Here is a 16,407-nt window from a genome sequence, read left to right as displayed (position 1 = left end):
GTTTGCAGGGCTCTCTGTTCCAGATCGATGTATTCCAGGTCGCAAAACCTGCCGTGCTTCCGGCACCGGTCCAGACCGGTCACCGCATCGGCGCGGAGAGACCGCGTCTCTTCGGTTCGCCTCCGCGGGTTGCCAATGCGCTGAACACGATGATGCCTGTCCCGATCAATGCCTCGATGTTTGGGAATTCCTGGAACAGGAAAAAACCGACGACGATGGCAAAGGCAATGCGAAGGTAGGGGTATGGGGCGAGGGCGGAAACCTCTCCAATCCGATAGGCCTCTACGGTCAGAATCATGCCGATCGTGCCCAGTCCGCCCGACAGGAAGAGCATTCCGACAAGTTCAGGGTCGAGCGGGCGCCAATCGTTGATCACGCCGGGCATTGCGCCGATCGTGGTAATGAGGCCGATATACAGCATGATGGTCGGTGTTGATTCGCTGCGGGTGAGCACGCGGTTCAGGAATACCAGGGCCGCGGCGGCCAGCGCTGCGATCAACCCATAGAGGATACCGAGATTGAATTCCGCCTCAATGATGTCGCTCGGTCCGGCAGCGAGCACGACACCGACAAAGCCGAGAAAGGTCAGCGCCCATCGCATTTTTGAGACCTGCTCCTTTAACAAGGGGCCCGCAAGAACGACGACGAATAGTGAAGTCGTGAAGGTCAGGGTCGTCGCCATGGCGATATCAAGGCTTTGGAAGCTGCGGTAATAGAAGAACCAACACAGCAAACTGGTCAGGCCGCGTATCAAATGGAGACCGGGGCGGCCGGTTTTCACAAGGCTGGGGCGTGTCATCAGGATGTAACCCAGCACGATGACCAATTGCACCGCTGCGCGGGCGAATACCACCTGGCCATTGCTTGCTTCGCCCGCCAAGAGCCGGACGACTGTGACTTCACCCGTGAAGACCGCGGCCGCAAGTGCGAGGAGCAGCGCGCCTCGCCCGTTGTTGACCGATTGTGCGTTGATCATTTTTGTCGATAGGGGGCGTAGAGGTCGGGCAGCTGATTGCCGATTTTGTCCAGAATGCAAATCCAGGCGCGAATGCCGTCGTCGATCGCGGAGAGCCTCAGGAACTCGTTCGGCGCATGAAACTGCTCATCGGCTGTCGAGAAGGAGAACATGACCGTGTCGATCCCAAGTTCGCGCGACACGAGATCGGACAAGGGCAGTGTCGCGCCGATGCGGACGCGGACAGGTTTTTCACCCAAGGTTTCCGACAGGGCCTCCTCAGCCGCCATCAAAAGGGGATGCTTGGCAGGCACAGTGTAGGCTTTCGTCCAGCCACGGTCGGCGGTGAAGGTCAATTCCACGCCGGGCGGCACGAGGGCTGCGATATGCGCCTTCACCGCGTCACGGATGGCTTCGGGTTTCTGCCCCGGTACAAGGCGCATGGTGATCTTGGCGTGGGCCTCGTTCGGAATGACGGTCTTGCTGCCGGCCCCCTGGTAACCGCCCCACATGCCGTTCACTTCAAGGGTTGGGCGGTCCCACAGCCGTTGCAAAGTGGTGTAGCCCGTTTCGCCCTTCTCCGACGCGCCGACCCCGCCGGCCCAGGCGGCACCGTCGAAGGGAATAGCGTGCAGATCCGCTTCGGTTGCGGGATCGGGCATGACGATGCCGTCGTAGAAGCCTGGCACGGTGACGCGGTTGTCCGTGTCATGCAGGGCGGCGATGACACGCGCCATTTCGTGCAGGGCATTGGGAACCGCGCCGCCATAGCGGCCGGAATGCAGATCCATGTCGGCGGTCTTCAGCGAGAATTCGAAGCCGCCATTGCCGCGCGACCCGACATTGACCGCGGTCAGATCGGCCCGCCAGCGGGCGCCGTCGGCCGACAGGATTGCGTCAGCAGCCAGCAGATCGGCATTCTGTTTCAGGATATTGGGCAGGGATGGGGACCCGGTCTCCTCCTCGCCCTCCAGCAGGATTTTCACATTGATCGGCAAACCGCCCCGCACCTCGAGATAGGCGCGCATGGCTTCCAGCGCGATCATGGTCGGTCCCTTGTCGTCGGAAATCCCACGCGCATAGAGGCGTCCGTCTCGCTCCTGCATTTCGAAGGGAGGAGACTTCCAGCGGTCCAGCGGATCCGGGGGCTGCACGTCGTAGTGACCGTAGACCAGCATGGTCGGCGCGCCCTCGGCATTCAAGCATTCGGCGTAGAGAGCCGGATGTCCCCCGACACCGCCGTCGAGCTCCCTGATGCCGGAAAAGCCCATGCCGTCCAGAAAGCCCGTCAGGAACCGGCGCGCATCGCGCATGCCCGCCGCATAGGCCGGATCGGTGCTGACGGACTGACAATTGAGATAGATCCTCAGGCGTTCAAGGAATTCGGATCGCCCGGACTGAATTTCGCCCATTAAGTCGGAATTCATCGATGGCCCCCATCCACCGACAGGATCTGTCCGGTGATCCAGTCCGCCTGATCCCCGACCAGGAAGGCGACCGCATTGGCGATATCTTCCGGTTTACCTAACCGGCGCAGGTGAATGTTCTCGACCAATGCCTTTTGTCCGTCGGGTCCATAGCTTTCCCACTGACGCCTTGTTGCGTCGTTGGACAGTACGAAGCCGGGTGCGACGGAATTGACCGTGATCCCGAAAGGGCCCAGTTCCAAGGCCAATTGCTTGGTCAGCCCGACCAGCGCGTGTTTCGATGCCGTATAGGCCTGGATCTTCGTCAGGCTGGGCTTCAATCCGGCGCCGGAACTGATGGTGACGATGCGTCCGGCGCCGGCCTTCTTCATCGCCGGCGCGAACATTTGTGTCAGGAAGAAAGCGCTGTCCGCATTGGCGGCGAAGATGGCGCGCCAATCTTCCTCGGGCACATCCTCCACCGGGTGGTGGACCTGGCCGCGCACGCCGCCGGCCGCACTGACCAGGACCGTCGGTGCGCCGTGATGCTTTTCGATCTCGCGGGCCAATCGGGCGACATCGTTCCGGTCGCCCAGGTCCGCCGTATGGCCGGGCAGGCCCAGTTCCGCCTGTGCAGCCTCGAAAGCCGGTCCGGGCATATCGGTAACGACCACGTCCATGCCGTCGTGATGAAGCTTGCGCGCGATGGCGGCGCCGATGCCACCGACCACGCCGGTAACGAGTGCGAGGGTCATGCGGCAGCCACCCCACGAAGAACCTTGTCCAGTTCCATAAAGGTGTCCTTGCTTTGCGGTCGCTTGCCGTCTTCGATGTCGTGGATCAGTTCCACGAGACGCGCCAGGACGGGGACGTCCAAGCCGTGCCTAGCAGCGATTTTGACGATGATGCCGATCTGCGGGTCGACTTCCGTCCGGCGTTTCCGGACGGCCAAATCGCGCCAGATTCCGGAATGTGTCTTGGCTGTCCTCGACGTGAATTCAGCCAAGGCCGCTATGGATGCCAGGGCATCCGCATCGGTTGCCGTTTCACTGTAGGCGACGGCATCGAATCCATTGAACCCGCGCGGTGAAATCTTCTCCGCTTGCGCAACCTTCATGACCTCGCGCCCCAGTGCGATCAGCACCGGCACCCGGTCAGGGTCCGAAAAGTTGGCCGACATGCTGTCCGGCGTCAGCGCCGTGGCGAACAGCTGCGCGCCGTAACCGAGCTTGCCCCACAGATAGGACCAGATGTTGTCGGTCAGCACTGCTTCCGGCTCGAAGACTTTCAGCAGGTCGAACATCTCACGCGTTCTGTCGCGGATGCTGCCGTCGATCTCCCCGACGACCACCGCGCCGCGATTTCCGAACAGGATGCGCCCCGGTCCCTGCCAGTCGCTGCCGTAGTTGACGAAGGCGCCCATGGTTCGCTCCGGCCCGGCCAGGTCGGCAATCAGATGTTCGTTCAGACCGTTCTGGGCGGACAGCACAAAACCGTCTTCCGCCAGGTGCGGCAGCAGCATTTTCATCGCTGCTTCCGTCGCCTGTGCCTTCACCGCCAGGATGACGCGGCGGTATTTTCCGGTCACCTGTCCAGGTGTGGCGGCGGGGACGCTCTGCGTGAATTCCTCAACCGGTCCTTCGATATGCAATCCGGTTTGATTGCAGGCCGCAACATGGTCAACGTCGATATCGACCATCAGTACCGGATGACCCGCGCGCGCCCAATAGGCGCCAAGGATACCGCCGATTGCCCCGGCGCCCCAAATCAGAATCGTGTCGTCGTTTGCCTTCGCAACCATCACCGTTCGTCCCAGTTCGGCCAGGGACCTTCGATGGCTTCGCGGGTTTCCTCGACGCCGGCCTGCCAGACCTTCATCGCCTGATCGTCCGGCATCTGCCAGGGCCCGCCGAAATTACCGTCGCCCAGCAGTTTCTTCGCGTCATGCGGGGCCGCCGCCTTCACGGCGTCCAGATTGACGACCGGCTTTTCTCCCTCCGGGGCAGGCGCGTGGGGCAGCCGGGTCCAGGGGAAGTTTTCCATCCAGTTGGCGTGACTGCCGACCGGGTGAACCTCTTTCACCGCTTGCATGGTCTTGGGCGCCGCCCACCAATTATGCAGGCGGACGGAGATGTCGCCGTAATCTGCCATAAGTTCCTGGGCCAGCGCGCCGATCGGATTGTTCCCGCCATGGCCGTTGACCATCAGGATGTTGCGGAAGCCGCTGCGGCGCAGCGACCCGATGACGTCGCGCATAAGCCCCATCAAGGTCTCGACACGCAGGGTGACCGTGCCCGGATAGGCGCTGAAATACGGGGTGAGACCGTACGGAATGACCGGGTAGACGGGAACACCCAGCGGCTCGGCGGCTTCCTTGGCGACCCGTTCGGCCAGAATGACGTCGACGCAGAGCGACAACTGCGCGTGCTGTTCGGTGGATCCGATGGGAAGGACGCAGCGCGGGTCCTTGGCGACCTGCTTTTCGACATCCATCCAATTCATTTCCGCAATCATCATTTCTCGGTCTTCCCCACTTCCTGTGCATTGATTGAGTCCGGTATCTCGTCTGAGAGCGGTGCACAGTTCAGCACCACTTTCGCCAACAGATTGGACAGGGTCTTGAGTTCGTCTTCTTTGAGGCAGTCCAGCATTTCCCGTTCACGCATTTCGAAAACCGAAACGGTGCGGTCGAACAGCGCGCGGCCCGATTCGGTCAGGAACAGGGCCTGGTTTCGCCGATCGTTCTCGTCCTGCTCACGATAGATCAGGCCGTCTTTTTCAAGTTTTGCCATGGCGCGCGACAGGCTGTTCTTCGGAAAGCCGGAAGAGTGGGCGATGTCCCGGGCCTGGCCGCCTTCGCAAAGTGCGATGGAATAGATCACGACATATTCTATACGGCTGAGCCCCTCCGTCTTCTGAACCCATCCATAGCAGGGCGTATTGTAGCGGAGCGCCAGATAGTTGAGGCGGAAGGCAAACGGGCAGGGGTTCGTCCACAGCTTGGCCTCGGTCATCTCGTCCATTCCCGATACCCCACCGCTTCGTCGGTTCACGACAAAGTCATTTGCCAATGGCATGTTTTCCACCCCCACTTTAAACTTTATTAGTTCCATATAGAACTTGACATCAGCACTATTCCGTAACACCGTCAAGCTTGTAAGTTCCAGGTGGAACTAATTTGGCATACACAAACTTGGACGGGGGAGCAATGAAAGCAAAGCGATTTTTGGCATCTTTGGCTGTTGCCTTGGGTGTTGCAGTGTCCGCAGCCAGCGTGTCTGCGCAGACGCTCACAATGGGGGTCCGGGGCGGCCCGGAATCCTTGGATCCGCACTATTCGGCGCTGGGCAGTCATGCCGAAGCGGCCAAGCATATCTATGACACCCTGGTCTGGTCCGGGGACGATCTGCAGATCGAACCGGGTCTAGCGACTTCCTGGAAGCCGCTGAACGAGACGACCTGGGAATTCAAGCTGCGGGAAGGCGTCAAGTTTCATGACGGTTCGACCTTCGATGCGGAAGACGTGAAGTTTTCTATTGAACGCATTCCGCAGGTCAGCGGCCCGACGACGACGACGATCTATGTTCGCCGCGTCGAGTCGGTCGAAATCATCGACCCGTACACGATCCATATCCACACCAACGGTCCGGCGGCAACCCTGCCGTACGACTTCGTCCGCCTTTTCATCGTCAGTGCCGAGGCATCGAAGGACTACTCAACGAAGGAAACCGCTCCGGCGGGATTCAACGGCGGTCCGGCCGCGGTCGGCACCGGCCCGTATAAATTTGTCAGCTGGGAGCCCAAAGGCGACCTGGTGCTGGAGCGTTTCGACGATTACTGGCGCGGCAAAGGGGCCTGGGAAAAGGTGATCCGCAAGGAAATCCCGAATGACAGCGCGCGTCTGGCGGCCCTGAAGGCCGGTCAGGTCGATATCATCAACTATGTGTCCTCCGTCGATTATCTCGCCTTGCAGCGGGACGCATCGGTCGACGCGGTTGTCGGCGACAGCGTCTACATCATGAACCTGCAGCTGGATCAGCGTCCCGACACGCCGAAGGTCTATGCTATCGACGGGTCCAAGCTGGCGGAAAACCCGCTGCGGAATCCGAAGGTCCGCGAAGCGATCGATCTGGCCATCGACCGTGAAACCATGGTCCAAATCGTCCTGGAAGGCCTGGGCAAGCCCGCCAACCAGATGATGCCGCCCGGTTTCTTCGGTTCCAGCGAAAAGATCCCCGCCCGCACGCATGACGCTGCGAAGGCGAAGGCGCTGTTGGCCGAAGCCGGTTATCCGGATGGTTTCCAGATCGACCTGTACTGCACCTCCGACCGCCTGCCGGGCGACGGTGCGATTTGTCAGGGCCTGGGTCAGATGTTCAGCCAGATCGGTATCAAGACGAACGTCAATGCCATTTCCAAGACCGTCTATTTCCCGGCCCAGTCGCGCCTGGAATATTCAGTCTTCATGAACGGCTGGGGCACGCTGACTGGTGAGGCGTCCTATACGCTGGGTGCGTTGGCGCATTCCAACAATCCGGACGTCAAGATGGGGGCCTTCAACCGCGTCGCCTACAAGAACGACAAGGTTGACGAGCTGATGCAGAAGGGCGCCATGACGCTGGAAGCGGACCCGCGCCGTGCGCTGTATGAAGAAGCGATGGAACTGACCATGGCCGACCGGGTCTACATTCCGGTTGTCCAGCTTCAGACCGTGTGGGCGACAAAGGCCGGGAAGCTTACTTTCCCGCCGCGCTTTGACGAAGACACGCTGGCTTTCTTCATAAAGCCGAAGGGTTGAGTCACTATGGCCGGGGAGGGGTTTCCTTCCCGGCCAACCATTTCTTGATAGGTACAAGGCTCAATCGGTCATGCTGGGGTTTGTTATTCAACGCCTGATTCAGGCCAGCCTGGTCATGGCGGCGATGTCCGTTCTTGTCTTCGTTGGGGTTTACGCCATCGGCAATCCCATCGAAATCATCATTCCGCCCGAAGCCACGCAGGAAATTCGCGAGGCCACGATTCGCAGCCTGGGGCTCGATCTGCCCTTGTGGAAGCAGTATTTCATTTTCCTCGGCAATCTTACGGAGGGCGATTTCGGCCGCTCCTTCATCTATAATCTGCCGGTTCTCGAACTTATCCTGGGTCGGCTGCCGGCCACGCTGGAACTGGTGCTGATCTCCATTGTCTCTGCTACCGTTTGCGGCGTGGCGCTGGGCATTTATGCCGGGTACCGGCCGGACAGCCTCATCGCGAAAACCATTATGGCGGTTTCGGTGCTCGGCTTTTCCGTGCCCAGTTTCTGGGTAGGCTTGATCCTGATCCTGACCTTCGCGGTGAATCTTGGCTGGCTGCCCGCGGGCGGCCGGGGAGAAACCGTCACGCTGTTCGGCGTGGAATGGAGCTTCCTGACCTTCGACGGGTTGTCCCATATCGTTCTGCCGGCGTTGAACCTTGCCTTCTTCAAACTGGCCATGATGATCCGTCTGGCGCGCGCGGGAACGCGGGAAACCATGCTGACCGATACGATCAAGTTTGCGCGCGCCGCGGGCATTTCCGAAGGACGCATTTTGCGCCGTCACCTGCTGAAATTGATTTCCATTCCGATCATCACGGTCTTCGGCCTGGAGCTTGGCTCGACGCTCGCTTTCGCCGTGGTGACCGAGACGATCTTTTCCTGGCCCGGTGTCGGCAAGTTGATCATCGACAGCATCGCCGTGCTCGACCGGCCGGTCATGGTCGCCTACCTGATTTTGACGGCGCTGCTTTTCGTGATGATCAATCTGACTGTCGATCTGGTCTTCGCGCTCATTGATCCGCGCATCCGCGCCAAGGGGGCATGATGTCGGCTTCGGATACCCAATCGCCGTTTCGGCTGTTCTGGCGGGAATTCGCTGAAAACAAGTTCGCCGTTGCCTCCCTGGTCGTCGTCGTTTTGTTGGCGCTGGCCGCCTTCCTGGCGCCGCTGCTGGTCCCCCAGGATCCGTATAATCTGGAATTGCTATCGCTGATGGATGCACGGCGGGCGCCGGGCTTCGTGGGCTCGGGCGGTTACGTCCACGTGCTGGGAACGGACCCGCAGGGGCGGGACCTGTTATCGGCCATCTTCTACGGCTTGAGGATCTCGATCATCATCGGCTTGGCGGCGGGCGTGATCGCCCTTGTGCTGGGCACGATCGTCGGCATTTTTGCGGCCTATGCGGGGGGCTGGATCGAGACCGTGCTGATGCGGATCATCGATCTGCAGCTTTCCTTCCCGGCCATTTTGCTGGCGCTGGTGCTGGTTGCGCTGCTCGGGCAGGGCAAGGGGCAATTGATTGCCGCGCTGGTCGCCGCCCAATACGCCTATTTCGCGCGTACATCCTATGGCGCGGCCAAGGCCGAACGCCGCAAGGACTATGTCGAGGCGGCCCTGGCGACACCGCTGCCGGGATACAAGGTCGCCGTTCGGCACCTGCTGCCGAACTGCATGCCGCCCCTGATCGTCGTGGCGACGGTTCAGATCGCGAATGCCATTTCGCTTGAGGCAACCTTGAGCTTCCTGGGCCTGGGCTTGCCGGTAACGGAGCCCAGTCTCGGCATGCTCATCTCGAACGGGTTCCCCTATATGATGAGCGGCCGGTACTGGATATCGGTCTTCCCGGGCATCGCACTGATCATCCTGATCGTCGCCATCAATGTCGTCGGCGACCAGATCCGCGACCAATTCAATCCGAGGCTTCGCAAATGACCGTGGTTCTCGACGTTCAGGACCTGTGCACAAGTTTTCACACCCGCGGCGGTGTCGTGAAGGCGGTGAACGGCGTCAGCTTCAGCCTGCGCAAGGGTGAGGTGTTGGGGTTGGTCGGCGAATCCGGATCGGGCAAGACGGTCACCGGCTTTTCTCTGCTGGGCCTGGTCGATGCGCCGGGGCGGATCGACCGGGGCAGGATCATCCTAAACGGCCAGGATTTGGTCGGGTTGCCTGAGCGCGAGTTGCGCAAGCGCCGGGGGCGGGACATTGCGATGATCTTCCAGGATCCGATCGCGACTTTGAACCCGCTGCTCTCTATCCGCACCCAGATGAAGATGGCGCTGGATGCCCATGGCTCTCTGTCCGCTGCCGCGTCGGAACGGCGCTGCGTGGAGGTTCTGGACAAGGTCGGGATACCGGATCCGCGCTCGCGGCTCGACAACTACCCGCATGAATTTTCGGGCGGCATGCGCCAACGCGTCGCCATCGCCATCGCCCTGCTGCACAACCCGTCCGTTATCGTGGCGGACGAACCGACGACGGCGCTGGACGTTTCCATCCAGGCCCAGATCCTGCACGAAATGCGGAACCTGGCGCAGGAAACGGGCACGGCGCTGATCTGGATCAGTCACGATCTGGCGACGGTTTCCAGCCTCGCCTCCCGTCTGCTCGTCATGTATGCGGGCAGGGTCGTGGAGGAGGGGCCGACGGCCGAAGTGCTGAACGATCCACAACATCCCTATACGCGGGGATTGATCGATTCTCTGCCCGCAACGGCGGAACCCGGTAAGCCGCTGCGCCAAATTCCGGGGACCACGCCATCGTTGTTGTCGCTGGGTGAGGGGTGTCCCTTCAAACCGCGCTGCGCCCATGCGTCCGATCAATGCGACAAAGCGCCGGATGTTGCCGTCCTGAAAGACCGCGCTTGGCGCTGCCACCATCCCCTTGCCATGGAAAGGGCTGTCTGATGGATGCCTTTTTCGAAGTCTCGAATGTGGTGCGGGAATTCCGTCCCCCGGTGACCCTGGGGGACAGGATTGCCGCGAAGCTTGGCGCCAAGGTTGAAATGCGGTCGGTGAAGGCCGTCAACGACGTTTCTCTTGTCCTGGAAAAAGGCAAGACGTTGGGACTGGTAGGGGAATCCGGTTGCGGAAAGTCCACGCTGGGAAAGGTGGCCGCCGGCATTCTGACGCCGACCGCCGGCAGCGTGCTGTTGGACGGCAAGCCGGTCATGCTCGACGGGCGCAAGCAGACCACACGGGTTCAGACGGTGTTTCAGGATCCCTTCGCGTCGCTCGACCCGCGCATGAAGGTCGGGGACGCGGTGGCGGAAGGCCCGATCGAACACGGTCTCGTGCCTCGATCCGACGCGCGGGCTTACGTTTTGGATTGGTTTGCTCGCGTCGGGCTGGACCCGACCTATGCCAACCGGTACCCGCATCAATTCTCCGGCGGGCAACGTCAGCGCATTGCCATCGCCCGTGCGCTTGCCATGAAACCGGATCTATTGATCTGTGACGAGCCTGTCGCCTCGCTCGACGTTTCGATCCAGGCGCAGGTTATCAACTTGTTCCTGGACCTTCGCCGGGACCTGAACCTGACCTGCCTGTTCATCAGCCACGACCTGTCCGTGGTCCGGCATGTCAGCGATCGTGTGGCGGTCATGTATCTGGGACGGATCGTGGAGGAAGCGCCGACGGAAGCCCTTTTCGAGGCACCGGCACACCCTTATACACGGGCGCTGATCGCCTCCATCCCCAAACTGGTGCTGAACCAGGATACCCTGGTGCAGTTCGAGCCGATTGCGGGTGAGATACCGTCACCTTTGTCCCCGCCGCCCGGTTGCCATTTCGCCCCGCGCTGTCCGCTTGCCGCGGATCGGTGCCGGGAGGAGGTGCCTGTATTACGCGCGTTTGAGGAATCCCGTCGCGTCGCGTGCCATTTCGCCTGATGCGATCATCGCGAAGCGTTGATCATTATTTCGCATATTAGCGTGCAAAGCTGTGGCCGGCGCCCGCCATCTGCCTCGCGGGAGGCTTGAGCGGGGAGTTTTCCCGGGGGACGGCAAGCGCAGCTATCCGTTCGCTGTTTCCGGAAGCAGTATGGTCTGAACCGCACCTGTCTTACCGAAGCAACAGTCTCGCGGTGTTCTCGTCGGTCAGCAGGCTGTTGGCATATTTGCCGGTCAGTGCAGCACGGACGGGCGGCACACGAAGATTCCCAGACGCAACGATGACGACGGGCCGTGTTTGGTTCCGTTCCGGCAGATAGGAGGTCAATCGTGCGTGATAGTCTGCGTCGACAATGCTGCCATCCGAGTCGATCGCGAAGCCGAGAAACTCTCCGACCGCCCCGCGCTTTCTGGCCTGTAGCATCTCGCCCTCATTGATGAACCCGTCACGGAGCAGCGACGCGTCTTCGCCCCAATAACCGATACCCATGATCAAAAGGCGCGCATTGGTCAGCAGTCCGTTGATGCGGGCGAAGCCGGGTTGTGCCTGAAGCACTTCGCGCTCCGCTTCCGTCTCGGTGACGACCGGCATCGGCAAAGGATAGCAGTCGGCCCCCATTCGATTGGATATTCGGGTCACGACGTCATGATTTCCCGATTTTCCATCTCTTGTCAGATTGCCCATCATCGACGCACAGCGGCAGTCGGGGCGGTCGATCTGGCTAAGATGGTTCGAGACCTGATGCATCGTCTTCCCGTTCCCGACCCCGATCGTCATCGAGTCCTTGTTCTGCAGGACGGTCTCGAGATATTGCGCACCGAGCGCGCCTACGGTGGCAAGATCCTCCTGTGAATCGGTTTCGTTCGGAGCGACATCGCAATACAGAAGTCCGTAGCGGTCCTTCACCTGTTCGGCCAGTTCAATGCACTCGGTCAGGCCATGGTTCAGGCGAAATTCAATCAGTCCTTCCTTATGGGCCAGCGCTATGAGCCGCTGCACTACCTGGCGGGATACCTGAAGTTCCTGAGCAATCTGATCTTGGGTCCGGTTCCTCGCATAGGACATCCACGCAGCGCGCGCGGCGAGGTCGAGCCGCCGGTCCGTTTGCTCCTCTCCAATGCCGTTCCGTCCACGTGACCGCATCGACGGTGAACCTCCTTCCGCACTTCTGCAGGCGGTAACGGGCAAATCCGGTGAATGCCCAATGATGGTGTAAAGTTTATGCCGGGTGCGTCCGGCAGGCCAAGCGGCGTGATTGTAGACGTGAGAGGCGTCAGGCGGGACCGAACAGACCGAGACCGGCGACCTCTACCGGGCAACGCAAGAGTGTTCCGGACTCCGACTCGGTGATGAAGAGTTCCTTGTTGTCCACGCCTCCGAACGCTGCGTTGGTCGTATGCAGGCCTTTCGGGGAGACAATTCGCCGAACGATTTCGCCACGGGGGTTAGCCTGCCAGATCGTGCCCAGGCCGATATGACAAATGACTAGGCCCCCGTCGCGGTCGATTGCGAGACCATCCGGACCCTGCCCGCCCGACATCTGGATGAAAAGACCCACTTTCGCGACCCCGCCGCCCGGCAAGAGCGGCACCCGCCAGATGCTGTTGCCGCGCGTTGCCGCCACATAGAGAACCTGATTGTCCGGTGAAAGAACGAGACCGTTCGGACTGGGCACGTTGTTGAGCAGTAGTTCCGGGGTTCCGTCCGAGCGGACACGGAAGACACGCCCGGTCGGATCGTGCAGTCCCGTCATTCCCTGATCGGTGAAAAAAAGCTCCCCCGACAGAGAGAATGTAAGGTCGTTCACGGCTTTCAAACGCTCGAGGTGGTGGCGCTGCAGGTAAGGCTTGATCGTGCCGGACTGAGGATCGAAGACCATGATCCCGTTCTTGTAATCGGCGATGAACAGCCTGCCGTCGGCATGGAAGGCGAGGCCGTTGGGTTCCCCGTCGTAGGTGATCATGACCTCGAACTCACCCTCGGGAGAAACCTTGAAGATCCGGCCGTATGCAATGTCGACGCACCACAGGTTTCCCTCCCGGTCGAAAGCCGGTCCTTCAAGTAGGGAATGCTCCGGCTGGTTTCCGGGTTGTCCTTCACGCCACTCCGAGGGTTCCCCATGCATGCGCAGGCTGTCGGGAAGCTCCGTGAAGATTGATGCTTCGATTGTAGTGGGTTGGGCGAACATTCGGTGCACCTCTTTTCTAGTGTCCTCGCATGAACTCGGGTAGCAGCAATGCGATCCGGGGTTCTGCGTACATCAGGAAGCAGAACGCGACGATCATCACCGCATAGGGCAACGACGAACGACCTATCACGCTCAACGGGGCGTTGCTGATCGACTGCACGGCGAAAAGGTTCAGGCCCATCGGGGGGGTCAAGGCGCCGAGTTCGATAAGCAGGACGATGATGACCCCGATCCATACCGGATCGTAGCCGACGGCCATGAATACCGGGAACAGGACCGGGACGGTTAGCAACATGATGGACAAGCCGTCGATGAACATCCCGATTACGGCGTAGAGCAGGATCAGCAGGCAGAAAAAGGCGAAGGGTCCTATCCCAGCACCGGCGATTGCTTCGGACAGACCACGCCCGACGCCTGAAGAGACGACGGCGAAACTGAGGAATTGGGCATTGATGGTGATGAACATCACGACACAGCTTGTGACAACGGCGTTCCGCAGGGCGGCGACCAGAGAGGCGGACGTCAAATCGCGGTAGGCCAGGCCGAGGATGAGCGCCAGGGCGCATCCAAAGCCCGCTGCTTCCGTCGGTGTTACGACTCCGGTGTACATGCCGCCGATGACGGCCAGGATCAACAGCGCCACGGGCAAGCTGTCGACAATGCCGCTGTAAAGCGGTTTCGTTATATCCGTTGCTTCCGGTGCGGGAGCCAAATCGGGGCGGCGGTGCACCCGCACGGCGATATAGGCGATGAAAAACAGCGCCAGGAGCATTCCGGGTAGGACACCGGCCATGAAAACCGACAGCACCGAGGTCTGCGTGATCGATGCATAAACGATCATCGGGATGCTGGGTGGGATCAGAATGCCCAGGCATCCGCCCCCTGTCAGGGAGCCAAGTGTCAGAGTGTCCTTGTAACCGCGGCGGCGCATTTCCGGCACTGCGACTGTGCCAACGGTCATTGCGGTGGCCACGGTGGACCCGGCCAGGGCCGAGAATGCCGCGCATCCGACGATGTTCGAATGGGCGAGCGCCCCTGGAAATCGACGTAACAGAATGGCGATCCCGCCATAGAACCGACTGGCCAGACCGCTGCGAAGGATGATTTCCCCCATCAAGACGAAGAGCGGTATTGCCACCAGGGTGAAGCTCGTCGTCGTGTTCCAGACTATGTCCCCGAAAGTGGGCCACAGACGCGTGCCGCTGGCGAGCGTGACGCCGACGACCCCGACGAGCCCGATGGCGGTGCCGATCAGGGCGCCCCCGAACAGCAAGCCGCACAGGAGAACGCCGTAGAGCGCTAGTGCAACAGTCCAATCCATTGCTGAAATCCTATCTGCCCGCGCCGTAGAGCCTACTTACGAATTCTTCGGTGAAGGAGAGGGAGAGCAGAAAAAAACCGAACGGAATGACCGCTTGAGGGATCCAGAGCGGCGTCTCCGACGCGAAGGCCGATGCCGAACCGAAAAGCCAACTGAGCGACCAGGTTTGATAACCGGCATAGGCTGAGAAGGCGGCCAAGACGACACTGGCCAGGCTTGCGATGGCCAGTGCCGCGGATCTTGTTCGCCGTCCCATGAGGCCCAGGCCCATTTCGACCTTGAGAAGAGCGCCCGAGCGATGCGCATACATGAGGCCCGACAGGATGACGACGGTCAAACCATAGCCTCCGTACTCATCTGCGATGAGGGTTGAGACACCGAACAGGTATCGCGTGACGATTTCGATGTTCATCACACAGAAAACCAGAACCAGCGTAACCATTGACACACCGACAAGGAATCCGGCGATGAGGTCCAGCATACGTCTGACGCCACGCAGCCAGGGCGGCAACGCGGCGTCAGATGACGCTGAGGGAGGTTTGGCCGATGCCATGCCCTTCGACCTTAGAGGGCGCAGGCGGCGCTGACGCGATCGAGCAGGTTCTTCGCGGTCTCACCGTTCTTGTCTGCCCACGCCTGCCAGATAGCTTTGGTCGTTTCCTTAGCCAAGGCAAAGTCGGCATCCGACGGGGTCAAGAGTATCATGCCCTCGGCGGTGAGGTTCGCCTCAGCTTCCTTGGCAGCCGCTCCGATCGCCGCGCGGAACTTATCCTGCCAGGCTTTCGCAGTTTCATCCAATGCCGAACGTGTGGCATCGGACAGGTCCTGATAGGCGCCCTCGTGAACGGCGATCAACTGATCCGTCATGGTGAAGTTCAGCATGTAACCGTATTTGACGACTTCGTAGAACTTCCAATCATAAGCGGGGATGACGGCCGTAATTGCACCGTCGACCACGCCGCGTTGGAGGGCCGGGATGACCTCGGACGGCGTGATGGCGACGCCCGATGCGCCGAGAAGATCGAGCATCTCCACCTGCATTTTATTCCATGTGCGGACCTTGCGGCCTTCCAGGTCGCCAATCACCGATACGTCTTCCCGCAACCAGACCTGCTGCGGCGGCATGGTCCAACCGGCCAACGCACGCACCTTGAATTTGTTCCGTAGGTGCTCATCGAAGATCGGCAGCGAATCCGTGATCGCCTTGTAGAACTGATCGGTCGATGTGCAGATGAAGGGAAGTCCGAAGACCGTCAACTCGGGAACATCGCCCGCAACCGGACCGATTCCGAGGTCGGCGATCTGGATTTGGTTCGTGGCCAGCGCCTTCAGAACATCCGTATTCTTGTAGGGCAGTTCGCCGGAAGAAAAGACCTCGATAACGAGATCGCCGTTTGTCGCCTTCGCGACGTCCTCCGCAAATTCCCTATAGAGTTTGGTCGGCTTGTCGTTCGTTGCAAAGGGGGTGAAGAGGGACCATTTGGTTTCCGCTTGCGCCTGCGCCGTCAAAGCAACGAACGCCACGCCTGCGGTCATGATGAGTTTCCGAAATGACACTGCAGTTTCCTCCGAGTTCAAGTTCCGTTTTTGGACTTGTTATCTTGTCGACGAGCGCGCGGGTACGGCGCCCTGCCCCTTCTGCACCTGAAGTTCCGCCAGTCCAGCCTGGGGCCCTCTCAGGTCCATGCGAGAACGATCATTTGATCGACATTCGATATATTGTTCATTTTTGGCTATCGAGTCAATCTGGATGGCGTCTGTGAAAGAGGTCTGCCTAAGGATCTCTACGGGCGACGCGGACAAGGCTGTTCCCAAGTCTGAACCTTCGAGCGAGAACGAGGAAGTTCAGTCCCGC

General features: G+C 60.4%; 16 protein-coding genes. 5 read left to right on the top strand and 11 right to left on the bottom strand.

The window, feature by feature from the left end; all coding sequences use genetic code 11:
• Nucleotides 1–79: 79 nt before the first annotated feature.
• The 6 genes from ACQK2G_RS13405 to ACQK2G_RS13380 are packed head-to-tail and all read right to left on the bottom strand — an operon-like array spanning nt 80 to nt 5,384.
• Complete coding sequence (locus ACQK2G_RS13405; RefSeq protein WP_425405542.1) at nt 80–976, bottom strand: DMT family transporter; 897 nt, start codon at nt 974–976, stop codon at nt 80–82.
• Nucleotides 973–2,382, bottom strand: coding sequence for a M20/M25/M40 family metallo-hydrolase (locus ACQK2G_RS13400; RefSeq protein WP_425405541.1), 1,410 nt, complete (start codon nt 2,380–2,382; stop codon nt 973–975). Before ACQK2G_RS13400 ends, ACQK2G_RS13405 begins: the two co-directional genes overlap by 4 nt.
• Nucleotides 2,379–3,116, bottom strand: coding sequence for an SDR family NAD(P)-dependent oxidoreductase (locus ACQK2G_RS13395; RefSeq protein WP_425405540.1), 738 nt, complete (start codon nt 3,114–3,116; stop codon nt 2,379–2,381). The genes ACQK2G_RS13400 and ACQK2G_RS13395 overlap by 4 nt, the downstream gene beginning before the upstream one ends.
• A complete protein-coding gene (locus ACQK2G_RS13390) occupies nt 3,113–4,162 on the bottom strand; it encodes a ketopantoate reductase family protein (RefSeq protein ID WP_425405539.1) in 1,050 nt (349 codons plus the stop codon). Before ACQK2G_RS13390 ends, ACQK2G_RS13395 begins: the two co-directional genes overlap by 4 nt.
• Nucleotides 4,162–4,878, bottom strand: a complete 717-nt coding sequence (locus ACQK2G_RS13385; RefSeq protein WP_425405538.1) for a creatininase family protein — start codon at nt 4,876–4,878, stop codon at nt 4,162–4,164. The genes ACQK2G_RS13390 and ACQK2G_RS13385 overlap by 1 nt, the downstream gene beginning before the upstream one ends.
• Nucleotides 4,875–5,384 carry a MarR family winged helix-turn-helix transcriptional regulator gene (locus tag ACQK2G_RS13380; RefSeq protein ID WP_425405537.1) on the bottom strand — a complete coding sequence of 170 codons (510 nt, stop codon included), beginning with the start codon at nt 5,382–5,384 and terminating at the stop codon, nt 4,875–4,877. Before ACQK2G_RS13380 ends, ACQK2G_RS13385 begins: the two co-directional genes overlap by 4 nt.
• Nucleotides 5,385–5,620: 236 nt before the next feature.
• Here ACQK2G_RS13380 and ACQK2G_RS13375 point away from each other — a divergent pair, with 236 nt between their 5' ends.
• From ACQK2G_RS13375 to ACQK2G_RS13355, 5 genes are all read left to right on the top strand, one after another.
• The gene (locus ACQK2G_RS13375; protein WP_425405536.1) at nt 5,621–7,159 is read left to right on the top strand and encodes an ABC transporter substrate-binding protein; all 1,539 of its coding nucleotides are present in this window, start codon (nt 5,621–5,623) and stop codon (nt 7,157–7,159) included.
• Nucleotides 7,160–7,229: 70 nt separating this feature from the next.
• A complete protein-coding gene (locus ACQK2G_RS13370; protein WP_425405535.1) occupies nt 7,230–8,201 on the top strand; it encodes an ABC transporter permease in 972 nt (323 codons plus the stop codon).
• Complete coding sequence (locus ACQK2G_RS13365; protein WP_425405534.1) at nt 8,201–9,088, top strand: ABC transporter permease; 888 nt, start codon at nt 8,201–8,203, stop codon at nt 9,086–9,088. Before ACQK2G_RS13370 ends, ACQK2G_RS13365 begins: the two co-directional genes overlap by 1 nt.
• On the top strand, nt 9,085–10,059 hold the full coding sequence (locus tag ACQK2G_RS13360) for an ABC transporter ATP-binding protein (protein WP_425405533.1): 975 nt from the start codon (nt 9,085–9,087) through the stop codon (nt 10,057–10,059). Before ACQK2G_RS13365 ends, ACQK2G_RS13360 begins: the two co-directional genes overlap by 4 nt.
• Complete coding sequence (locus tag ACQK2G_RS13355) at nt 10,059–11,042, top strand: ABC transporter ATP-binding protein (RefSeq protein WP_425405532.1); 984 nt, start codon at nt 10,059–10,061, stop codon at nt 11,040–11,042. Before ACQK2G_RS13360 ends, ACQK2G_RS13355 begins: the two co-directional genes overlap by 1 nt.
• Before the next feature lie 172 nt (nt 11,043–11,214).
• On the opposite strand, the gene ACQK2G_RS13350 is transcribed toward ACQK2G_RS13355, so the two are convergent.
• The 5 genes from ACQK2G_RS13350 to ACQK2G_RS13330 all read right to left on the bottom strand — a co-directional run bounded on the left by ACQK2G_RS13350 (nt 11,215) and on the right by ACQK2G_RS13330 (nt 16,088).
• The gene (locus ACQK2G_RS13350) at nt 11,215–12,186 is read right to left on the bottom strand and encodes a sugar-binding transcriptional regulator (RefSeq protein WP_425405531.1); all 972 of its coding nucleotides are present in this window, start codon (nt 12,184–12,186) and stop codon (nt 11,215–11,217) included.
• Nucleotides 12,187–12,316: 130 nt separating this feature from the next.
• A complete protein-coding gene (locus ACQK2G_RS13345) occupies nt 12,317–13,231 on the bottom strand; it encodes an SMP-30/gluconolactonase/LRE family protein (RefSeq protein WP_425405530.1) in 915 nt (304 codons plus the stop codon).
• 16 nt (nt 13,232–13,247) lie between these two features.
• Nucleotides 13,248–14,552 (bottom strand): TRAP transporter large permease, encoded by a 1,305-nt coding sequence (locus ACQK2G_RS13340; RefSeq protein WP_425405529.1) that lies wholly within the window; start codon nt 14,550–14,552, stop codon nt 13,248–13,250.
• A gap of 10 nt (nt 14,553–14,562) precedes the next feature.
• The gene (locus ACQK2G_RS13335; protein ID WP_425405528.1) at nt 14,563–15,033 is read right to left on the bottom strand and encodes a TRAP transporter small permease; all 471 of its coding nucleotides are present in this window, start codon (nt 15,031–15,033) and stop codon (nt 14,563–14,565) included.
• Between the two features lie 83 nt (nt 15,034–15,116).
• Entirely contained in the window at nt 15,117–16,088 is a 972-nt protein-coding gene (locus ACQK2G_RS13330) for a TRAP transporter substrate-binding protein (RefSeq protein ID WP_425405527.1), read from the bottom strand.
• Nucleotides 16,089–16,407 lie beyond the last annotated feature (319 nt).

It is taken from the genome of Hwanghaeella sp. (assembly GCF_965227365.1).
Taxonomy (GTDB): Bacteria; Pseudomonadota; Alphaproteobacteria; order UBA8366; family Aestuariispiraceae; genus Hwanghaeella.
This window is presented reverse-complemented; position numbering and strand designations above follow the sequence as displayed.